The following is a 13,347-nucleotide window of genomic DNA, read 5'->3' as shown; positions in this document are numbered from 1 at the left end:
AAGGCCGAGCGCCAGGTCGGCGGTGAGACTGCCGTTCGCGAGACCGCGAACGCCGTCGGTTCCGAAAAGGCGGGGCATGGACCGAAGCCTAGGCGCTCGCGAGCGTCAACGCTTGGAGAACTGCGACGCCTTGCGGGCCTTCTTGAGACCGGCCTTCTTGCGCTCGGTGACGCGAGCGTCGCGGGTCAGGAAGCCGGCCTTCTTGAGGGTCGGGCGGTTGTTCTCGCGGTCGATCTCGTTGAGAGCGCGCGCGATGGCGAGGCGCAGGGCGCCCGCCTGGCCGGAGGGGCCGCCGCCGGTGATGCGGGCGACCACGTCGTAGGAGCCGACGAGGTCGAGCACCTTGAACGGGTCGGTGATGAGCTGCTGGTGCAGCTTGTTCGGGAAGTAGTCCGCGAACTCACGGCCGTTGACCGTGAGGGTGCCGGAACCCGGGACCAGGCGCACGCGCGCGATGGCCTCCTTGCGGCGGCCGACGGCCGCGCCGGGGACGGAGAGGACGGCGCGCGGGGCGGCCGGGGCCTCAGAGGCCGGAGTCTCGGTCGAGTAGGACTCGACGTTCTCGGCCTGGGCAGTGTCGATGCTGTCTGCGATCTTCGCCACGGTGGTGATAATCCTTTGTCTCTTGAAGTCTGAAGGTCTGCGTCGCCGGTGTTACTGGGCGACCTGGCCGAGCGTGTACTGCTTCGGCTGCTGAGCGGCGTGCGGGTGCTCGCTTCCGGTGTAGACCTTCAGCTTGCGGAGCTGGGCGCGACCGATGGAGTTCTTCGGGAGCATGCCGCGGACGGCCTTCTCGACGGCGCGGATCGGGTTCTTCTCGAGGAGCTCGGAGTAGGTGGTCGCCTTGAGGCCGCCCGGGTAGCCCGAGTGGCGGTAGGCCTTCTTCTGCAGAGCCTTCTGACCGGTCAGCGCGACCTTGTCGGCGTTGACGATGATGACGAAGTCGCCCATGTCCATGTGCGGAGCGAAGGTCGGCTTGTGCTTGCCGCGCAGCAGCGCGGCGGTGTGGCTGGCGAGACGGCCGAGCACGACATCGGTCGCGTCGATGACGACCCAGTCGCGCTGGATCTCGTCTGCCTTCGGGGAATAGGTGCGCGTCACAGTAGTGGCTGCTTTCTGTCTCGAACGGAGGTGTTCGTGAATCCCGCTCCGTTGGGGGTTCGCACGCCGATGGCGAGAGAACCGGACCGGTGGAGGGCTCACGTTCGTGCGTCCGGCCGCAGGGGGCCCGGACACCAAAGGTCAATACTACGTGAGCCGGGAGTACCCGGTCAAACCGGGAGGGAAAGGCCCACCTGCTGCTCGGCGACCTCCCACACCCGGGCGGCCTCCACGGTATCGCGGAGCGGCGGGTACAGGGTCTGCTCCGCCGGAGCCCCGCCGAGGTGACCCGGTCCGCTGGGACCGTACATCCGGCCACCTTCCGCATCCGGTCCGGTCGCAGCGAGCAGCGCGGGCAGCGCGGCGGTCTCCGGGGTGCCGACCAGGATGCCGCGCGCGGACAGTCGGCGGATGAGGCGGACGGCGCCGGTGTCCGCCGCGCGCCCGTACCCGGGCTGCGCTGCGAGCAGGTTGGTCGGCGCGACCCCGGGGTGCGCGAGGTTGCTGCTGATCCCCCAGCCGCCCGCGGCGCTGCGGCGGTCCAGCTCGAGCCCGAACAGGCCGAGCGCGATCTTCGAGGCGCTGTAGGCCGCTTGGGCGCGGTACCGACGCTCGCCGGCGAGGTCGTCCCAGTCGATCGCGCCCCTGCGCGCTGCGACGCTCACCTGCGAGGTGACCCGTGCGCGCCCGTCCCGGAGCAGCGGGAAGAGTGCCCCGACGAGCGCGACATGGCCGAGGTGGTTGGTGCCCCACTGCAGCTCGAACCCGTCCACCGTGGTGCGGCGCTCCGGCGGCGTCATCAGCCCGGCGTTGTTGATGAGGATGTGGACCGGGCGGCCGTCCGTCCGCATCCCCTCGCCGAAGGCGGCGACCGAGTCGAGCGAGGCGAGGTCGAGGTCGCGCAGCACCAGGTCCGCATCCGGGACGGCCGAACGGATCCGATCCGCCGCCGCAGCCCCCTTCGCGCGGTTGCGCACGGGCAGGACCACCTCCGCGCCGGCCTGGGCGAGCCGTGCCGCGATGACCGTTCCCATACCGTCGCTGGCCCCCGTGACGACGGCCCGCTTGCCGGTGAGCGGTGGGATGTGGATGTCGATCGTGCGTGCCACGGTGTTCTCCTTCGTTCGGTGACTTCACCCTGGACGCTCCGGTCCGCCGTAGCCACGGCCCGGCGATCCGTGGTTACGGAGAGCGCCAGACGGTAGACATGAGAGGTGATCGATCGCATCGGACTCGCCGAATTCCTCCGGACACGGCGCGACCTGCTGCAGCCGGAGGACGTGGGTCTCCCGCGCGGCAGCCGTCGCCGCACGTCCGGGCTGCGGCGCGAGGAAGTGGCGGCACTGGCCCACATGTCCGTCGACTACTACGCCCGTCTGGAGCGGGAACGGGGTCCTCAGCCGTCCGAGCAGATGCTCGCATCCATCGCACAGGGGCTGCATCTCTCCCACGCCGAGCGCGATCACTTGTTCCGTCTCGCCGGTCACACCCCGCCGGCGCAGGGATCCGAGAGCGAGCACGTGAGCCCCGGCCTGCTGCGCGTGCTCGACCGGCTCGACGACACCCCGGCCGAGATCGTGACCGAACTGGGAGAGACGCTGCGGCAGAGCCGGATGGGCGTGGCACTGACCGGCGACACGGCGTCGCTCCGCGGTCCGGAGCGCAGTCTCGGGGTGCGATGGTTCACCGATCCCGCCTCACGCCGTCTGTACGCGCCGCGCGACCACGACTTCCTGAGCCGGATGTTCGCCTCCGGCCTGCGCGAGATCGTGACGGCCCGTGGCCCCGGCTCACGAGCGGCCGCCCTGGCGGAGTACATCCTCGACCGCAGTGCCGAGTTCCGGACGCTCTGGGCGGCGCACGAGGTCGGGCTCCGGCCGAAGGAGGTCAAACATTTCGCGCACCCGGAGGTCGGGGAGCTCGAACTCCACTGCCAGCAGCTCGTCGACCCGGGTCACGCGCACTCGCTGCTGGTCTACACGGCGATCCCGGGCAGCGAGTCCGCGGAGAAGCTGCGACTGCTGTCGGTCATCGGGGCCCAGACACTGCGCTGAGGGTCAGCGCGCCGTATCGGACGCTAGAGCTCCCGCAGCGCCCGGGTCCTCTCCGCCCGGAGGGCCAGCTCCGCGCCCTCGGGGTAGCCGACCTCCAGCAGGGTGAGTCCGCGGGCGGGCATGACCTTGAAGGCGCTGGTCCGGCGGCGCTCGTCGCGCAGGGCGACCAGGGCGTCCGGCTCCAGCTTGCCCTCCCCCACCTCGACGCACGCGCCGACCAATGCCCGGACCATGCTGTGGCAGAACGCGTCGGCGGTCAGGTCGGCGATCAGCACCCCGTCGGCATCCCTGCTCCACGAGAAGGCCTGCAGTGTCCGGATGGTCGTCGCGCCCTCCCGCGCCTTGCAGTAGCTGGCGAAGTCGTGCAGGCCGAGGAGCCCGTGAGAGGCCATGTCCATGCGGGCGACGTCGAGATCCGACGACACCCACGCCGTGCGGTGGCGCTGCAGCGGGTCGCGCAGGGCGAGACGGTCGGCGACCCGGTACTCGTAGCGGCGCCAGAGCGCCGAGAACCGGGCGTCGAACCCGTCCGGCGCGACGGTCGCGGCGAGCACCACGACGTCGGACACCGGGCCGAGGATGCCGTTGAGCCGGCGGCCCAGCGCCTCCTCCGCCGAGAGCGGCGGCCGCTTGCCGTGCGGCTTGCGCAGCGCAGCCTCCTGCTCCGGGGTGAGATCGATGTGCGCCACCTGGCCGACGGCATGGACCCCGGCGTCGGTGCGTCCCGCGACCGTGAGCAGCGAAGGCTCCCCCGCCCGGCGGAAGATCGTCGCCAGCGCGTCCTCCAGCGTCCCCTGCACCGTCCGCAGCCCGGGCTGACGTCCCCAGCCGTTGAAGTCGGTTCCCTGGTACGCGATGTCGAGCCGGTAGCGGCGCGCCAGCCGAGGCGCTGGCGCGTCAGTAGGCACGGACCAGACCCGTCTCGGCCTGCGTGGTGACGAAGCCCATCCCGGTGTAGAGGCCTAGCGCGCCGGTCGGGTTCTCGGCGTCCACATCGAGCACCACCTTGTCCCAGCCGCGCGCGGCGCACGCCTCGAGCACGCTGCGCAACAGCGTCGGTGCGATGCGGCGGCCCCGGTACGGCCGGGTCACCGCGACGGTCGACACGTACGCGCCGGTGAAGCCCTGCCCCTCCCAGTCGTCCTCGTTCACGTCGGTGAGCAGCACGCCGGCGACCTCGTCGCCCGCCAGCGCCACGAAGGAGAGCTCGGGTACGAAGACGCCGGAGACCAGTCCGGCGAACTGCTCGTCGCTGAGCGGCTGGCTGCCCCAGTGGTCGCGGAAGGCGTCGTCGCGCGCCACGTGGACGGCATCGGCCAGCTCGCTCGTGTACGGCACGATCCGCACATCCACCGTCGGCGAGACCTCGGGGATGGGGTCCCGCAGGTCGCGCTCCATGGTGCGGAAGTAGCGCGCCACCTCGAACCCGCCGGCCAGCAGCAGCCGCTCACGGTCGGGCGCCCGGCGGTCCGCGTAGCCGACGAGCCAGCCGGGCAGCGTCTTCTCCGAGGCGGCGAGCTTCTGCTCGCCGCGGGCGCGCTGCCAGGCGAGCAGCTCGCGCCCGATCCCCTGTCCCCGGAACTCAGGATGCACGCCGCCGTTCATGAACTCCCGCACCAGCGTCTCCTGCCGGGGCGGTTCCATGACGACCCCGACCGCGACGACGCGTCCGTCCGCGGTGACCGCGAGCAGCGTGTCGGCTTCGAGGTCGACGAAGCTGTAGCCGAGCTCCTCCTCGACCTCCTCGCGGGTGGCGACATAGTTCGGGTGGTCCTGGACGGCGATCGCCCGGTACACCTCGTGCACGGCGTCGACGTCCGCCGCCGTGGCGGGACGCCAGTCGGCGATGAGGGGATGCTGCGGGCGGTAGGTCGGCGGCGCGGTGACCCGCTCGCGGAGCGGCGGCAGGGTGTCGTCGGTCATCCCTTCACCCTAGAGCCTCGGCTCCCACCCGCGCCCGCCCATCCAAGGGTCGCAACACGCCGTTATCCGGCGGCCAGAACGGCGTGTTGCGACCCCTCGATGCCGGCGGAACGACGAAGGCCCCGCATCCGGGGATGCGGGGCCTTCGTTCGGAACGGGAGGGTGTTACGCCTTCTCCGCCTCGGTCTCGGCGTCGGACTCGCCGGCAACCTCGGTGTCGGCGGTGGCGTCCTCCGCGACCTCGGCCTCGGCGGCTGCGGTCTCGGTGCTCGTCTCCTCGACCGGGGTCTCCTCGGCGGGGGTCTCCTCGGTGCTGGTCTCCTCGACCGGCGCGGCCTTGGGGGCGGCGGAGGTCTTGGTCGACTTCACCTTCGGGGTGACCGGCTCGAGGACGAGCTCGATCTGAGCCATCGGGGCGTTGTCGCCCTTGCGGAAGCCGAGCTTCGTGATGCGGGTGTAGCCGCCCTCACGCTCGGCGACCAGCGGCGCGATCTCCGTGAAGAGCTCGTGCACGACGGACTTGTCGCTGATCACGGCGAGCACGCGACGGCGGGCGTGCAGGTCGCCGCGCTTCGCGAACGTGATCAGGCGCTCGGCCACGGGACGGAGGCGCTTGGCCTTGGTCTCGGTGGTCTTGATGCTCTTGTGGGTGAAGAGCGCAGCGGCCAGGTTCGCGAGCAGCAGGCGCTCGTGCGCCGGGCCGCCCCCGAGGCGGGGGCCCTTGGTGGGCTTAGGCATGATCGGTTATCTCCAGTGTTGAAAAGGTCTGATGGCTGAGTCGGACGACGAGCCTCAGATGGTGGTGGACTCGTCCTCGTCGTAGCCGCTGTAGAAGTGGGCGCCGTCGAACCCGGGGACCGAGTCCTTCAGCGACAGGCCCATCTCCGTCAGCTTGTCCTTGACCTCATCCACCGACTTCTGACCGAAGTTGCGGATGTTCATGAGCTGCGTCTCCGACAGCGAGACGAGCTCGCTCACGGTGTTGATGCCCTCGCGCTTGAGGCAGTTGTACGAGCGGACCGACAGGTCGAGGTCCTCGATCGGCATCGACAGCTCGGAGCTGAGGACGGCGTCGACCGGCGCCGGGCCGATCTCGATACCCTCGGCCGCGCTGTTGAGCTCGCGGGCCAGACCGAACAGCTCGACCAGGGTGCGGCCGGCCGAGGCGATGGCGTCGCGCGGGCTGATCGCGGGCTTGGTCTCCACGTCGACGACCAGACGGTCGAAGTCGGTGCGCTCACCGGCACGGGTGGCCTCGACGCGGTAGGTGACCTTGAGGACGGGCGAGTAGATCGAGTCGATCGGGATCTGGCCCGCCTCGCTGTACTCGTTGCGGTTCTGCTGCGCCGAAACGTAGCCGCGGCCGCGCTCGATGGTCAGCTCGACCTCGAACTTCGCCTTGTCGTTGAGCGTCGCGATGACGAGCTCGGGGTTGTGGATCTCCACACCGGCCGGGGCCGAGATGTCGGCGGCGGTGACCTGACCGGCGCCCGTCTTGCGGAGGTACGCGGTGATCGGCTCGTCGTGCTCGCTCGAGACCACCAGACCCTTGATGTTCAGGATGATCTCGGTCACGTCCTCCTTCACGCCCGGCACGGTGCTGAACTCGTGCAGCACACCGTCGATGCGGATGCTGGTGACCGCGGCGCCGGGGATGGAGGAGAGCAGGGTGCGGCGCAGGGAGTTGCCGAGGGTGTATCCGAAGCCGGGCTCCAGCGGCTCGATGACGAACCGCGAGCGGAACTCGGAGATGTTCTCTTCGGTGAGCGTAGGACGCTGTGCAATGAGCACTATTGATTCCTTTCGGCTGAATGTCCGCTATATGACATTCGCTTCTACTGAGGTGGGGGTGTCACGCCGTCAGGCGGCGACCCGGTGGAGTCGCCGCCTGCGGCGGACTGAAGAGAACTGCTTAGACGCGACGGCGCTTGGGCGGGCGGCAACCGTTGTGCGCCTGCGGGGTGACGTCGTTGATCGAGCCGACCTCGAGGCCTGCGGCCTGGAGGGAGCGGATCGCCGTCTCGCGACCCGAACCCGGGCCCTTGACGAAGACGTCGACCTTCTTCATGCCGTGCTCCTGCGCCTGACGCGCAGCCGACTCGGCGGCGAGCTGCGCCGCGAACGGGGTCGACTTGCGGGAGCCCTTGAACCCGACGCCGCCGGACGAGGCCCAGCTGATGACCGCACCGGTGGTGTCGGTGATCGAGACGATCGTGTTGTTGAACGTGCTCTTGATGTGGGCCTGGCCCACAGCGATGTTCTTCTTTTCCTTCTTGCGCGGCTTGCGAGCGGCCGACTTGGGTGCTGCCATTTCTTCTCCTGAATCCTAAGAGCGTGGGGCCGCGGGCCTTAGCGCGCCTTCTTCTTGCCGGCCACGGTGCGCTTCGGACCCTTACGGGTACGAGCGTTGGTCTTGGTGCGCTGGCCGCGGACCGGGAGGCCCTTGCGGTGGCGGATGCCCTCGTAGCTGCCGATCTCGACCTTGCGGCGGATGTCGGCGGCCACCTCGCGGCGCAGGTCGCCCTCCACCTTGAAGTTGCCCTCGATGTAGTCGCGGAGAGCGACGAGCTGCTCGTCGGTCAGGTCCTTGACGCGGATGTCGCCCGAGATCTCGGTCTCGCGCAGAGTCTGGAGGGCGCGGGTGCGGCCGACTCCGTAGATGTAGGTGAGTGCGACCTCCACGCGCTTCTCGCGCGGGATGTCGACGCCTGCTAGACGTGCCATGTGTTGGCTTCTCCTGTGATGAGTGGAGGTCTGCAGCGATCCCGGTGCCCCGGCCTCCTCCGAGGGTGTCCCCCGCGTCCGTCTCCGGACGCGGGTTCTGGGATCGCCTGTTCTTCTATTCGGTTGTGACTGCGTTCAGCCGCGTTCGCTCAGCCCTGGCGCTGCTTGTGACGCGGGTTCTCGCAGATGACCATGACCCGGCCGTTGCGACGGATGACCTTGCACTTGTCGCAGATCTTCTTGACGGAGGGGTTGACCTTCATGAGTGTTTCTAACCTTTGTTCGCTGTCCTCGTACCTCGCCCGGGGCGACCCGTTGGGCGAGGCCGTTACTTACAGCAGACCTTTACTTGTAGCGGTAGACGATCCGGCCGCGGGTCAGATCGTAGGGGCTCAGCTCCACGATCACGCGGTCCTCGGGGAGGATGCGGATGTAGTGCTGGCGCATCTTGCCGGAGATGTGGGCAAGAACCTTGTGACCGTTCGTCAGCTCGACGCGGAACATCGCGTTGGGCAGAGCTTCGATCACGGATCCTTCGATCTCGATGACACCGTCTTTTTTGGCCATAGCCTCACTGTCGCTAAAAGTAGTGGTTTGCTGGTCGTGCGTTGATCGGCGGAAGGCTCGTCTGAAACGTGCCTAAGACACCAAGGATCTATCTTATGGGAAAGGGAGCGATTCCGCCAATCCGCGTGTATCATCTGCGCGCGCTCTGAGCGAACCCGCGTCGAGACGGCTCCGGCGGGTCACGGGATGGGGGTCGGAGTCACGCCGAACGGCGCCAGCCCGGCCGCTCCGCCGTCGCGGGCGGTCAGCACCCAGATGCCGTCCGCGTGCACGGCGACGCTGTGTTCCCAGTGCGCTGCGGCCGACGAGTCCTCCGTGGCGACGGTCCAGCCGTCGTCCTTGACGTAGGTCTCCTGGGAGCCGAGGACGACCATCGGCTCGATGGCGACGACGAGTCCGGGCTTGATCTCCGGGCCCTTCGCGCGCACGCGGTAGTTGAAGACCGGGGGCTCCTCGTGCATCCGCCGGCCGATGCCGTGGCCGATGTAATCGGTGAGGATGCCGTAGTCGCCCTGCGACATGATGTGGTCCTCGATCGCCTCCCCCACCTCGTTGAGGTAGCGGGCCGAGGCGAGCGTGGCGATGCCGCGCCAGAGCGACTGCTCGGTCACGTCCGAAAGTCGCTGCCGCTCGGCGACGGTCTCGGGATGCGCGGGGTCCGGCAGCACGAACGTGCGCGCCGCATCCCCGTTCCAGCCGTTCAGGATCGCGCCGCTGTCCACCGAGAGGATGTCGCCCGGTTCCAGGATGCGCCCGCTCGGGATGCCGTGCACGACCTCGTCGTTGACCGACGCGCAGATCGTGTGGTGGTATCCCGGCTCCAGCTTGAAGTTGGATGCTCCCCCGGCGTCGACGATCGCACGCTCGGCGATCGCGTCCAGCTCGAGCGTCGAGACGCCTGCCGCCACGGCCGCGGCGACGCTCTCGAGGGAGGCGGCGGTCGCCAGCCCCGGCGCGACCATGTCGCGCAACTGGGCGGGCGTCTTGTAGATCGACTTCTTGAAGACCACCGTCAGGCCACGGACTCGCCCGTCGAAGCGCCGGCGACGGGGAGGATGCCCCGCTCGGCCAGCGCCGCGGCGATGCGCTCGGCGACCTCGTCGATCCCGCCGAGGCCGTCGACGGGGACGAGGAGACCTCGCTCGCGGTACACGTCGATCAGCGGGGACGTCTCGCGCAGGTACACCTGCTGGCGGTGGCGGATCGCCTCCTCCGAGTCGTCGGCGCGGCCCTGCTCGTGGGCGCGCTTGCTGAGGCGCTCCACGATCTCGTCCTGATCGGCGGTCAGCTGGATGACGGCGTCGAGCTTCTCGCCCTGGCCGGCCAGCAGCTCGTCCAGGTACTCGACCTGAGCCAGCGTCCGCGGGTAGCCGTCGAGCAGGAAGCCGCCGGCCGCATCCTCTTCGCCCAGGCGGTCGGCGACCAGCTGGTTGGTGAGGCTGTCGGGAACGTAGTCGCCCGCATCCACGATGGCCTTGACCTGCTTGCCGAGCTCGGTCTCGTTCTTGATGTTGGCCCGGAAGATGTCGCCCGTGGAGATGTCGGGGATCCCGTATGCGGTGGTGATGCGGGCGGCCTGGGTGCCTTTGCCCGCTCCGGGGGGACCGACGATCAGCATTCGGGTCAACGCAGAAGCCCTTCGTAATGCCGCTGCTGGAGCTGGGAGTCGATCTGCTTGACCGTCTCCAGTCCCACACCGACGATGATCAGGATGGACGTACCGCCGAACATGAAGTTCTGGCTCGCACCGATCAAGGCGAAGGCGACCAATGGGATCAGCGCGATGATGCCGAGGTAGAACGAGCCGGGCAGCGTCACGCGGGTGAGCACGTAGTCGAGGTACTCGGCCGTCGGGCGGCCCGCGCGGATGCCGGGGATGAAGCCGCCGTACTTCTTCATGTTGTCCGCGACCTCCTCCGGGTTGAAGGTGATGGCCACGTAGAAGTACGTGAAGCCCACGATCAGGAGGAAGTACAGGAGCATGTAGAGCGGGTGGTCGCCCTTGGTCAGGTAGTTGGTGATCCAGGTCACCCACGGCGCCGGGGCCTTGCCCGCGGCGGGCTGGTTGAACTGCGCGATCAGGGCGGGCAGGTACAGCAGCGACGAGGCGAAGATGACGGGCACGACGCCGGCCATGTTGACCTTGATCGGGATGTACGTGTTGTTGCCGCCGTACGTCCGCCGGCCGACCATGCGCTTCGCGTACTGCACGGGGATGCGCCGCTGCGACTGCTCGACGAAGACGACGCCCATGACGATGAGCAGTCCGATCGCGATCACGACCAGGAGGATCTCGATGCCCTGCGACTGGCCGACCGCCCAGAGGGAGGACGGGAACTGCGCGGCGATCGAGGTGAAGATGAGGAGCGACATGCCGTTGCCGATGCCGCGCTCGGTGACGAGCTCGCCCATCCACATGATGAGGCCGGTACCGGCGGTCATCGTGATGACCATCAGCATGATCGCGTACCACGAGTCGTCCGTGATGAGCTGCGTGCACTGCGAGACGGCGGTGGTGCCGAACAGTGCGCCGCTGCGGGCGACGGTGATGAGGGTGGTGGACTGCAGGACGCCCAGCGCGATGGTGAGGTAGCGCGTGTACTGCGTCAGCTTGGCCTGGCCCGCCTGGCCCTCCTTGTAGAGGGTCTCGAAGCGCGGGATGACCACGCGCAGCAGCTGCACGATGATCGACGCGGTGATGTACGGCATGATGCCGAGCGCGAAGATCGAGAGCTTGAGGAGCGCGCCGCCGGAGAACAGGTTCACCAGCGAGTAGAGGCCGGACGTGTCCTGGTTGGCGTTCAGACAGGTCTGGACGTTACCGAAGTCGACGAACGGCGCAGGGATGAAGGAGCCCAACCGGAAGAGGGCGATGATGCCCAGGGTGAAGAAGATCTTCCGGCGAAGATCCGGGGTGCGGAAGATCCGCGCAACGGCGCTAAACAAACCTGCGTCCTGCTTTCCTAAGAGTCAGTCGGGTGGCCGGTCTCCCGGCCACCCGACTCGACTGCTGTTCGGGTGGCTACTGGACGGAGCCACCAGCGGCGACGATCTTCTGCTCGGCAGAGCCGGAGACCTTGTCGACCGCAACGTTCAGCTTAACCGCAATGTCCCCGTTGCCGAGAACCTTGACCTTCTCGTTCTTGCGAACGGCGCCCTTGGCGACGAGGTCCGCGACGGTGACGTCACCGCCGGACGGGTACAGCTCGGCGAGCTTCTCCAGGTTCACGACCTGGTACTCGACCCGGAACGGGTTCTTGAAGCCGCGCAGCTTCGGCGCACGCATGTGCAGCGGAAGCTGGCCGCCCTGGAAACCGGGCCGGACCTGGTAACGCGCCTTGGTGCCCTTGGTACCGCGGCCGGCCGTCTTACCCTTCGAACCCTCACCGCGTCCGACGCGGGTCTTGTCCTTCTTGGCGCCGGCGGCGGGACGGAGGTGGTGCACCTTCAGGACCTGCTCGCGGGGCTCCGCGACGTCCTTCTTGGCCGACGCCTTGGCGGCCGGCTTTGCGGACACCGTGTCGTCCTTCGTCGAGGCGGCGGCCTTGTCGGCGGCGGAAGCCGTCGTCTTCTTGGCCGGAGCCTTCTTCGCGGTGCTGGTCTTCTCGGCGGCCGGCTTGTCGGCGGCAGCCTTCGTGCTCGCGGCCTTGGTCGCGGGCTTCTTGGTGGCCGGCTTCTCGGCGGCCTCAGTGGTGGCCTTGTCGTCAGCCATTAGTCGATCTCCTCAACCTTCACCAGGTGAGCGACGGTGTTGACGTACCCGCGGTTCTGCGGGTTGTCCTCGCGGACGACGACGTCACCGATGCGCTTCAGTCCCAGACTGCGCAGCGTGTCGCGCTGGTACTGCTTCTCGCTCACTTTCGACTTGATCTGCGTGATCTTCAGACGCGCAGCCATCAGGCACCTGCCTTAGCGGTCGCGGCGGCCTCGGCCAGCGCTGCCTCAGTGCGAAGCAGGCGCGCCGGGGCGACCTGGTCGTAGTCGAGGCCACGGCGGGCAGCGACGGCACGGGGCTCCTCGAGCTGCTTCAGCGCCTCGACGGTCGCGTGCACGATGTTGATCGTGTTCGACGAGCCGAGCGACTTGCTCAGGACGTCGTGGATGCCCGCGCACTCGAGCACGGCGCGCACCGGACCACCGGCGATGACACCGGTACCGGCGGCGGCCGGACGCAGGAGGACGACGCCGGCGGCGGCCTCACCCTGCACCGGGTGCGGGATGGTGTTGCCGACGCGCGGGACGCGGAAGAAGTTCTTCTTCGCCTCCTCGACGCCCTTCGAGATCGCCAGCGGCACCTCACGGGCCTTGCCGTAGCCGACGCCCACCAGGCCGTTGCCGTCGCCGACGACCACGAGAGCGGTGAAGCTGAAGCGACGACCACCCTTCACGACCTTCGAGACGCGGTTGATGGTGACGACGCGCTCCAGGAACTGGCTCTTGTCGGCGTCACGGCTGCCACGGTCGCGGTTGGGGTTGCGCTCGCGGCCACCGCGGCGCGGCTCGCGCTCGCTCCGGGTGTTGTTGTCGGTGCCCGCAGCGGTCTCGACCGGCTGCGTGCTGTCCGTTACCTGATCGGCCACGGTCTGCTCCTTGTTGTTTGCGTCGCTCACAGGTTCAGTCCACCCTCTCGAGCTCCCTCGGCGACAGCGGCGACGCGACCCGCGTACTTGCTGCCACCACGGTCGAACACGACGGCCTCGACCCCGGCGCTCTTCGCGCGCTCGGCGACGAGCTCGCCGACCTTGCGGGCCTTGGCGGTCTTGTCACCGTCGAACGTGCGGAGGTCGGCCTCCATGGTCGACGCCGAGGCCAGCGTGTGGCCCTTCGCGTCGTCGACGACCTGCACGAAGACGTGGCGGGCCGAACGGGTGACGACCAGGCGCGGACGGACCGCGGTGCCCTCGATCTTCTTGCGAAGGCGGGTGTGACGGCGGTCGCGAGCGGCCGCCTTGCTCTTTCCTCTGGTACCCAGAGCCAT

20 protein-coding genes are annotated in these 13,347 nt (G+C 68.7%); 1 reads left to right on the top strand and 19 read right to left on the bottom strand.

The genetic code is table 11. The features are described from left to right. The 4 genes from ACTJI1_RS02815 to ACTJI1_RS02800 all read right to left on the bottom strand — a co-directional run. Positions 1-78, bottom strand: a 78-nt coding sequence (locus ACTJI1_RS02815; RefSeq protein ID WP_440742168.1) for a hypothetical protein, incomplete at its 3' end; no start/stop codon positions are given. Between the two features lie 27 nt (positions 79-105). Further along, positions 106-603 carry a 30S ribosomal protein S9 gene (rpsI, locus tag ACTJI1_RS02810; protein ID WP_310130914.1) on the bottom strand — a complete coding sequence of 166 codons (498 nt, stop codon included), beginning with the start codon at positions 601-603 and terminating at the stop codon, positions 106-108. Positions 604-654: 51 nt separating this feature from the next. After that, positions 655-1,101 (bottom strand): 50S ribosomal protein L13, encoded by a 447-nt coding sequence (gene rplM, locus ACTJI1_RS02805; protein WP_310130916.1) that lies wholly within the window; start codon positions 1,099-1,101, stop codon positions 655-657. A gap of 170 nt (positions 1,102-1,271) precedes the next feature. Next, the gene (locus ACTJI1_RS02800) at positions 1,272-2,210 is read right to left on the bottom strand and encodes an SDR family oxidoreductase (protein WP_440741463.1); all 939 of its coding nucleotides are present in this window, start codon (positions 2,208-2,210) and stop codon (positions 1,272-1,274) included. A 105-nt stretch (positions 2,211-2,315) separates the two neighbouring features. Between ACTJI1_RS02800 and ACTJI1_RS02795 the strand changes: the two genes are divergently transcribed. Continuing rightward, complete coding sequence (locus tag ACTJI1_RS02795) at positions 2,316-3,155, top strand: helix-turn-helix transcriptional regulator (RefSeq protein ID WP_440741462.1); 840 nt, start codon at positions 2,316-2,318, stop codon at positions 3,153-3,155. 23 nt (positions 3,156-3,178) lie between these two features. On the opposite strand, the gene truA is transcribed toward ACTJI1_RS02795, so the two are convergent. The 15 genes from truA to rplR form a co-directional block, all read right to left on the bottom strand. Beyond that, on the bottom strand, positions 3,179-4,063 hold the full coding sequence (gene truA, locus ACTJI1_RS02790; protein WP_440741461.1) for a tRNA pseudouridine(38-40) synthase TruA: 885 nt from the start codon (positions 4,061-4,063) through the stop codon (positions 3,179-3,181). Continuing rightward, the gene (locus ACTJI1_RS02785; RefSeq protein ID WP_440741460.1) at positions 4,053-5,078 is read right to left on the bottom strand and encodes an N-acetyltransferase family protein; all 1,026 of its coding nucleotides are present in this window, start codon (positions 5,076-5,078) and stop codon (positions 4,053-4,055) included. Before ACTJI1_RS02785 ends, truA begins: the two co-directional genes overlap by 11 nt. A gap of 165 nt (positions 5,079-5,243) precedes the next feature. Beyond that, positions 5,244-5,816 carry a 50S ribosomal protein L17 gene (gene rplQ / locus ACTJI1_RS02780; RefSeq protein WP_440741459.1) on the bottom strand — a complete coding sequence of 191 codons (573 nt, stop codon included), beginning with the start codon at positions 5,814-5,816 and terminating at the stop codon, positions 5,244-5,246. A gap of 54 nt (positions 5,817-5,870) precedes the next feature. Then, on the bottom strand, positions 5,871-6,869 hold the full coding sequence (locus tag ACTJI1_RS02775; RefSeq protein ID WP_018191943.1) for a DNA-directed RNA polymerase subunit alpha: 999 nt from the start codon (positions 6,867-6,869) through the stop codon (positions 5,871-5,873). 121 nt (positions 6,870-6,990) lie between these two features. Next, positions 6,991-7,389, bottom strand: coding sequence for a 30S ribosomal protein S11 (rpsK, locus tag ACTJI1_RS02770; protein WP_018191944.1), 399 nt, complete (start codon positions 7,387-7,389; stop codon positions 6,991-6,993). Positions 7,390-7,427: 38 nt separating this feature from the next. Next, complete coding sequence (rpsM, locus tag ACTJI1_RS02765; RefSeq protein ID WP_018191945.1) at positions 7,428-7,802, bottom strand: 30S ribosomal protein S13; 375 nt, start codon at positions 7,800-7,802, stop codon at positions 7,428-7,430. A 149-nt stretch (positions 7,803-7,951) separates the two neighbouring features. Continuing rightward, positions 7,952-8,065, bottom strand: coding sequence for a 50S ribosomal protein L36 (rpmJ, locus tag ACTJI1_RS02760; protein WP_011186712.1), 114 nt, complete (start codon positions 8,063-8,065; stop codon positions 7,952-7,954). 82 nt (positions 8,066-8,147) lie between these two features. Beyond that, positions 8,148-8,369 (bottom strand): translation initiation factor IF-1, encoded by a 222-nt coding sequence (infA, locus tag ACTJI1_RS02755; protein ID WP_011186713.1) that lies wholly within the window; start codon positions 8,367-8,369, stop codon positions 8,148-8,150. 179 nt (positions 8,370-8,548) lie between these two features. Further along, entirely contained in the window at positions 8,549-9,379 is an 831-nt protein-coding gene (map, locus tag ACTJI1_RS02750; protein ID WP_440741458.1) for a type I methionyl aminopeptidase, read from the bottom strand. A 2-nt stretch (positions 9,380-9,381) separates the two neighbouring features. Next, complete coding sequence (locus ACTJI1_RS02745) at positions 9,382-9,996, bottom strand: adenylate kinase (protein ID WP_310130936.1); 615 nt, start codon at positions 9,994-9,996, stop codon at positions 9,382-9,384. Then, positions 9,993-11,315, bottom strand: coding sequence for a preprotein translocase subunit SecY (gene secY, locus ACTJI1_RS02740; RefSeq protein ID WP_115697821.1), 1,323 nt, complete (start codon positions 11,313-11,315; stop codon positions 9,993-9,995). The genes ACTJI1_RS02745 and secY overlap by 4 nt, the downstream gene beginning before the upstream one ends. A gap of 76 nt (positions 11,316-11,391) precedes the next feature. Further along, positions 11,392-12,081, bottom strand: coding sequence for a 50S ribosomal protein L15 (gene rplO, locus ACTJI1_RS02735; protein ID WP_440741457.1), 690 nt, complete (start codon positions 12,079-12,081; stop codon positions 11,392-11,394). Beyond that, the gene (gene rpmD / locus ACTJI1_RS02730; protein WP_018191951.1) at positions 12,081-12,266 is read right to left on the bottom strand and encodes a 50S ribosomal protein L30; all 186 of its coding nucleotides are present in this window, start codon (positions 12,264-12,266) and stop codon (positions 12,081-12,083) included. Before rpmD ends, rplO begins: the two co-directional genes overlap by 1 nt. After that, on the bottom strand, positions 12,266-12,979 hold the full coding sequence (gene rpsE / locus ACTJI1_RS02725) for a 30S ribosomal protein S5 (protein WP_310130943.1): 714 nt from the start codon (positions 12,977-12,979) through the stop codon (positions 12,266-12,268). Before rpsE ends, rpmD begins: the two co-directional genes overlap by 1 nt. Next, positions 12,976-13,347: a 50S ribosomal protein L18 gene (rplR, locus tag ACTJI1_RS02720; protein ID WP_310130946.1), complete on the bottom strand. Its 372-nt coding sequence runs from the start codon at positions 13,345-13,347 to the stop codon at positions 12,976-12,978. Before rplR ends, rpsE begins: the two co-directional genes overlap by 4 nt.

Source organism: Leifsonia sp. 22587, from assembly GCF_052044215.1.
GTDB lineage: Bacteria > Actinomycetota > Actinomycetes > Actinomycetales > Microbacteriaceae > Leifsonia > Leifsonia shinshuensis_C.
The sequence above is the reverse complement of the archived record's forward strand: the minus strand, read 5'-3'. Positions and strand labels throughout refer to the sequence as shown.

Bases quoted from the DNA above. Each gene is read 5' to 3' on its own strand.
- ACTJI1_RS02785 (WP_440741460.1), bottom strand. From the start codon at position 5,078: ATGACCGACGACACCCTGCCGCCGCTCCGCGAGCGGGTCACCGCGCCG.
- rplQ (WP_440741459.1), bottom strand. From the start codon at position 5,816: ATGCCTAAGCCCACCAAGGGCCCCCGCCTCGGGGGCGGCCCGGCGCAC.
- rpsK (WP_018191944.1), bottom strand. From the start codon at position 7,389: ATGGCAGCACCCAAGTCGGCCGCTCGCAAGCCGCGCAAGAAGGAAAAG.
- rpsM (WP_018191945.1), bottom strand. From the start codon at position 7,802: ATGGCACGTCTAGCAGGCGTCGACATCCCGCGCGAGAAGCGCGTGGAG.
- rpmJ (WP_011186712.1), bottom strand. From the start codon at position 8,065: ATGAAGGTCAACCCCTCCGTCAAGAAGATCTGCGACAAGTGCAAGGTC.
- infA (WP_011186713.1), bottom strand. From the start codon at position 8,369: ATGGCCAAAAAAGACGGTGTCATCGAGATCGAAGGATCCGTGATCGAA.
- rplO (WP_440741457.1), bottom strand. From the start codon at position 12,081: ATGGCTGACGACAAGGCCACCACTGAGGCCGCCGAGAAGCCGGCCACC.
- rpmD (WP_018191951.1), bottom strand. From the start codon at position 12,266: ATGGCTGCGCGTCTGAAGATCACGCAGATCAAGTCGAAAGTGAGCGAG.
- rplR (WP_310130946.1), bottom strand. From the start codon at position 13,347: ATGGCTCTGGGTACCAGAGGAAAGAGCAAGGCGGCCGCTCGCGACCGC.